The organism is Tropicimonas sp. (assembly GCF_047971885.1).
In the GTDB taxonomy this organism is placed as follows: domain Bacteria; phylum Pseudomonadota; class Alphaproteobacteria; order Rhodobacterales; family Rhodobacteraceae; genus Tropicimonas.
Genome location: NZ_JBKEAE010000094.1, coordinates 1 through 5,395 on the forward strand (window position 1 = coordinate 1; position 5,395 = coordinate 5,395).

Annotated in this window: 2 protein-coding genes, 1 tRNA gene and 3 pseudogenes; 3 read left to right on the top strand and 3 right to left on the bottom strand. The window is 64.7% G+C overall.

Annotated features, from left to right (window positions below; all coding sequences use genetic code 11):
• Positions 1 to 682: pseudogene (locus ACK5IR_RS08650) on the top strand (IS256 family transposase); the annotation flags it as partial.
• Positions 683 to 732: 50 nt separating this feature from the next.
• Positions 733 to 909: pseudogene (locus tag ACK5IR_RS08655) on the top strand (IS256 family transposase); the annotation flags it as partial.
• Positions 910 to 1,405: 496 nt separating this feature from the next.
• On the opposite strand, the gene ACK5IR_RS08660 reads toward ACK5IR_RS08655, so the two are convergent.
• Positions 1,406 to 1,481, bottom strand: a tRNA-Ala gene (locus tag ACK5IR_RS08660).
• A gap of 632 nt (positions 1,482 to 2,113) precedes the next feature.
• Here ACK5IR_RS08660 and ACK5IR_RS08665 point away from each other — a divergent pair.
• Positions 2,114 to 3,820 carry an AAA family ATPase gene (locus ACK5IR_RS08665; RefSeq protein ID WP_416927926.1) on the top strand — a complete coding sequence of 569 codons (1,707 nt, stop codon included), beginning with the start codon at positions 2,114 to 2,116 and terminating at the stop codon, positions 3,818 to 3,820.
• Positions 3,821 to 3,849: 29 nt separating this feature from the next.
• Here ACK5IR_RS08665 and ACK5IR_RS08670 read toward each other — a convergent pair whose 3' ends face one another.
• Together ACK5IR_RS08670 and ACK5IR_RS08675 are read right to left on the bottom strand one after the other, a co-directional pair.
• Entirely contained in the window at positions 3,850 to 4,902 is a 1,053-nt protein-coding gene (locus ACK5IR_RS08670; RefSeq protein WP_416927928.1) for a TAXI family TRAP transporter solute-binding subunit, read from the bottom strand.
• Positions 4,903 to 4,928: 26 nt separating this feature from the next.
• Positions 4,929 to 5,395, bottom strand: a pseudogene (locus ACK5IR_RS08675) (hypothetical protein); the annotation flags it as partial.

Genomic DNA, 5,395 nt, shown 5'->3' on the forward strand with positions numbered 1-5,395 from the left:
GACGAAATCGGTGGAGGAACTGCTGCCCTGGCTTTATCTCAAGGGCGTGTCGACCGGCGATTTCCAGGAGGCTCTGGCGGCGTTGCTCGGCCCGCTGGCGCGGGGCCTGTCCGCCGCGACAATCTCGCGGTTGAAGGCGGACTGGTGGGACGATTACGCGGCCTGGCAGAAGCGCGACCTTGGCGCCCGGCGGTTTCTTTATATCTGGGCCGACGGGGTCTATTTCAAACCCCGGATGGCCGAGGAGAAACAATGCACTCTGGTCATCGTCGGAGCCGACGAATATGGCCGCAAGGAACTCCTGGCCATGACCGATGGTTTCCGCGAAAGCACCCAAAGCTGGCGTGAGGTGCTGCTCGATCTCAAGCGCCGGGGCCTGAGGCAGGACCCGAAGCTGGCCATCGGTGACGGCGCTCTGGGGTTCTGGGCCGCCCTGCGCGAGGTCTTCGCCACGACGCGGGAGAGCGCTGCTGGGTCCACAAGACCATGAACGTCCTGAATGCGCTCCCGAAATCCTTGCAGGCAAAGGCCAGGGCCCATCTGCACGACATCTGGCAGGCCGGGACAAAGGCCGAAGCCAGCGTCGCTTTCAACTTCTTCGTCGAAACCTACGGCGTGAAATGGGACAAGGCGGTGCCCAAGCTGGTTAAGGATCGCGATGCGCTGCTGACCTTCTACGGGCTCCGCCCGTTCTTGCCTCAAACTGTCCACTGGACAGTTTGCCGTTTGCAGCGGACCGGAAAGACCAGGGGCTGCCTGAGCCGGAAAACCGGCCTCGCGATGGCATTCCGGCTCATGATGTCGGTGCAATCGAAACGGCGGAAGCTCGACGGCGCGAACCGTTTGCCAGAGATCATTCACGGGATTGTCTTCGAAGACGGCATCAAGCAACTTCCAACCGCCGCCTGATCACGCCGTCACCAACTTTCGGGCATAGCTCAGTCGCAGCATTGCCCCCCGCCCGGAAGGACATCAGCGCCGATTTTCCGCTACGTGGTTTTGTCACCTGTGGGGATTGCGGCAATCCGCTCACTGCCGCTGGTTGAAGAGCCGGACGGGCAAGAAACATCCGTACTATTTGTGCATTCAGAAAGGATGCCCAAGCAAGCGCAAGTTTGTCCGCCGCGCGGTTATCGAGGAGCCGTTTGAGGATGTGCTTAAAGGCTTGCGTCCGAAGGAATCACTGTTCAGCAGCAGCCTCCTTCGAGGAGATGTTCGAACTCGCAATGAGATTTCTCTCAAGCCCATAGAAAACATGGGAATTAGGACATCTTGGGCTGCGTCGAACGGTGATCAGGATGGCGTCCTCCGAACCTGTTTCATACTGCCGAAAAACAGGGCCTCGAACCGCAAAAACGACCTTACACTTCAATATGTTAGGGGTTTTCCGCAGCTAAGTGCGGGGTGGTGGAGCCGATCGGGATCGAACCGACGACCTCATCAGTGCGAACGATGCGCTCTCCCAACTGAGCTACGGCCCCACGGGTACACCAATTCACGCAATGGCGAGGTGTTGTCAAGCGGAGGCAATGACCGATTTTGGGAAACCATCCTGATCACCTGCAATCTTCCAATCTTCCGTTTGACGAATGGGCGGAAATCCCGGGGTCCGCACGCTGAACCGGAGCCCTGCCCGACCGCATCACCCGCCCTGTCAGGAATCCGGGATAGCGGTGACAGTTGCCGTCTCGCTCAAAGCCAAGCCCGCGGAGCCGACTGACACGCCTCAAAAAACTGCAACGCGGGGCCGAGACCCCCGCCTGGGCTGTGCCCTCCCGGTGATCACGGCCACGCGCCGCAGCCGGTTATCTACTTCATCGTTGGCAGCGTCGAGGCCACCGCCGGCCTTGATGGCATGACCGCCCATCCGAAATTCCCGGCGGCATTGCGCCGTCTCCCCGGTTCACCCGCAGGGCGGAATGGCGCCGGCAAAGGTCGCTGCCGGCGCGGCGATTGTGGACCCTCAGCCATGCGCGGCCTATATTGACCGGCACATCGAACAGGCACCCGCTCGCGCATGCTTTCCTATCAGTCCACCTACGGGTTCGACGCCCTGCCGTTCCGGTCGGCCCCCGCGCCGCGGAGCGCCTATCCGGGCGGCGGATTCAGAAAAATGCTGACCGAGATTCTCGGCGCGCTGGATGGCGGGCACCGTACGATCGTGCTGATCGGCGCACTGGGGATCGGAAAATCCACCCTTCTGCAGCGGGTGGCGGCCGAAATCGGCCCGCGGTTCAACGTTGGCCTGGTCTGGAATTCCGAGCTTTTTACGCATGGGGTCTACGAAACCCTGTGCGCCACCTTCGAGGTCACGGCCGAACCACGGGACAAGAACGCCTATCGGGCCGCGTTTCTGGCCTGTGTCGCCGAGCACGACACGCAGCAGAAGCGGACCGTTCTGATCGTCGACGAAGCGCAGAAGCTCGACGTGTCCCTGCTAGACCGGCTTGTCGGGCTGGCTGCCAGAACACCCGGGCTGAGCCTCGTTCTGGCCGGGCAGTCCACACTCGCCGACAAGCTGATTCGATGTACGCACAGGGCCGACGGCCCGATCCTTGAGATGCCCCCGATGACAGCGGCCGAGACCGAGGCCTATATCCACCACCGGCTGGCGCAGGTCGGCGGGTCGCCCGACCTGCTCGGACCGGGCGTTGCGAGGGTTATTCATACCGCAAGCGCCGGGTTCCCGCGCGAGGTCAACCGGATCTGCGACCTGTGCCTGCTTGTGGCGGCAAACCGCTCGCTGCCCAGGGTCGGGCCCGACCTTGTGCAGACGGTTGTCGAGGCGACCGAATTCACCGATATCGTCGCCGGTCTGCGGCCAAGCCAATCCCTCGCAGGACCCGCGCCGGCGACACCGCTGCGGATCGCGCAGCCCGCTTCAGCGGTGTTCCGCCAGGCCGGCCCCGCCGGTATCAAGGCCGCGACGACCGGGGTGGCCCGGCCCGATGCCGGCACTGCCGAGCCCCACCCGCTGGAACTGACCGACAGGCTCGAAACCCCGGCATCTGCCCGGCCGGCGCCGGCCAGTACCGCACCGTCGGCACCCTTCCCGGCCAGAAGACGCCGCCTGTCTCTTCCCGCCACACTGGCCGGCGCCGCGCTGAGCACGACGCTCGCCATCGGTTTTCTGATGCTCGAACCCGCCATCACCCTTCCGGCGTTTTTCGGCGCGCCGGGCGAAAACACCGGCATCGGTGCTATCTGGCGCTCGCTTGTGGGCGGAACCGGGCCACGGCAGGATCATCCCCGCCCGCTGACAGAACTGGTGCGCGAAGGAACAGGACCGCTGCCGGCGGGTGCGGATGCCCGGTTCCGCCTTGCCGTGCAGATAGCCGGGCAATCGCCGCAGGCCTCGGTGGCCGCCTACTCCCATGCCGCGCTTCTGGGGCATTCGCGGGCCGCCTATTATCTGGGGCAGATATTCGAATCCGGCGATGGCGTACCGAAGGACAAGGCACTGGCGAATGCCTGGTACAATGCGGCGGCAAAGGACGTGCGGCTTGCCGGTTCGGCCCTTGCCTCGGTGGAGCGCCCCGTCAGGGGGGACGTTGCCGCGCCGATACCGCTGTCAGACAGTATCGGCGGGGACGGCCGCGCGGAACTGGTCTGGACCAGCGGCAACGGGCCGGACCCCCATGAATATCGCGTCGAATTCGCCGGGGCGGCGCCGGGGCGGGCGATCGACGCGGGTACCTACATCCGCTCGGCCGCCCGGATCGTCCTGCCCGACGGCGCAACCCGCTGGCGGGTTGTCGCCCTCGATTCGACCGGCCGCCGCGCGGCGGCATCGGACTGGCAGGACCTGCACCGCAACTGACCGCGCCACGACCGGCGCAGGCGGTTTCGTCAGCAGCCGAAGGTTGCGCAGATACGGGCGCGATAGACCCGGTTCGCCTCGCTTCCGGCCGCTGGCGGCGGCACCTTAGGGGCGCATTCAGGCTGGTAATCCTCGGCGAGTCCACGATTCACGCAGGCAGAGACATCCCAGCCGGGCGGAATGTCGTTCAGATCGACATTCTTCCACTTCGGATGCCCGCTCTCGCGCAACTGGCCGAAGCGGGTGAAGATCAGGTTCGAGATATCGGAAACCGCATCGCAACTCGCCCGGTTATAGGCGTTCTTGTTGCGGTTGTATTCGTAGGTCATCAGCACCGCCTTGACCGCGATCACCTCGACCGCTTCGGGCTGAAAGGAATAGGTGCCGGCCGGGATACTGGTTTCGACATAGGCCGCCCTGAGGGTCGGGCTGGTGATCGGCAGCAGATGAAAGCGTTCCGCGTCAATCGCATCGTTCATGAAAATCTTCGTCGGCACACCGGCGACATAGAAAAATGCGTCGATCTCGCCGGCAAGAAGCTGCGCGAGCGAGGCATCGGCGCTCTGGCCCAGCCGCTCCGCCGGCTCGATCCCCGACAGATCGAGGACCAGCGACGAGGTGAGAAACGTACCGCTGTCGGGATCGCCGATGGCAACCCGGCGCCCGGCCAGATCCTCGATCGAGGCGATTTCCTTCTTCGCCAGGATGTGCAGTTCCTCGTTATAGAGCGGAAAGGCGATGCGCACACCGAAAATCGCCCGCGCGATGGCGGGGTCGTCGGCCGCATAGGTGCGCAGATATTCCAGCACATCGTTCTGGACGATGCCGAACTGCGTGTGCGGGGTCTTGCGGACAGCGAGGAAATTCTCCATCCCGCCGCCGCTTTCCAGAACGTTGAGCGTCATCCCGCACTTCCCGGCCAGCCCGGCGATATCCCTGCCGATCTGGATATAGGTCCCGGTCGGCCCGCCGGTGAGGATGTTCTTCTCGAACTCCACCCCCTGCGCCCCGGCGGCGCCGGAAGACACCGACACCGCGCATGCCACGGCGGCAATCGACACCAGTTTTTCAATGAAATTCATGCAAGTCCCCTCATTTTCACCTGCCCTCAACAGGGCCCGTAGATGCGAACCAGGTAAAGCAGCGTCTGCCGGTTGATCTCGCCCAGTGCATTTCTCATCGCGTCGGCGGCGCAGGTTCCGTTGTCGAGTTGCGCCGCCAGCGTCTCGATACGCTCGGGCGTCACACCGGCCAGCCCCGGCGCGTTCGACAGCATCGCAACCGCGCGGCCCGGATCGCGTTCCGCCATCGTCGCGGGAGCGGGCGCTTCGGCGGATGCCGCCGCCGGGATCGCCGTGTTTTCCGCCGGCGGCGCAGTGGCGGACGGGGTGGCAGCAATCGCGGCAGCAAGCTCTTCGAGGCGCTCCTCGGCTGCCGCAACCTCGCCGCGCCGCGCCGCAAGCGTCGCACTAAGGGTTTCGAGTTCCGCCGATTCCGCCGAAGCGCCGGTGCGGCGGCTTTCCACCTCGGCCAGAGCGGCCAGCGCCACCTCGCGCTCCTCCCCGGCCCGGGCGG

Excerpts from the sequence above, each read along its gene's own strand:
- ACK5IR_RS08665 (WP_416927926.1), top strand. The coding sequence starts at position 2,114 with ATGCTGACCGAGATTCTCGGCGCGCTGGATGGCGGGCACCGTACGATC.
- ACK5IR_RS08670 (WP_416927928.1), bottom strand. The coding sequence starts at position 4,902 with ATGAATTTCATTGAAAAACTGGTGTCGATTGCCGCCGTGGCATGCGCG.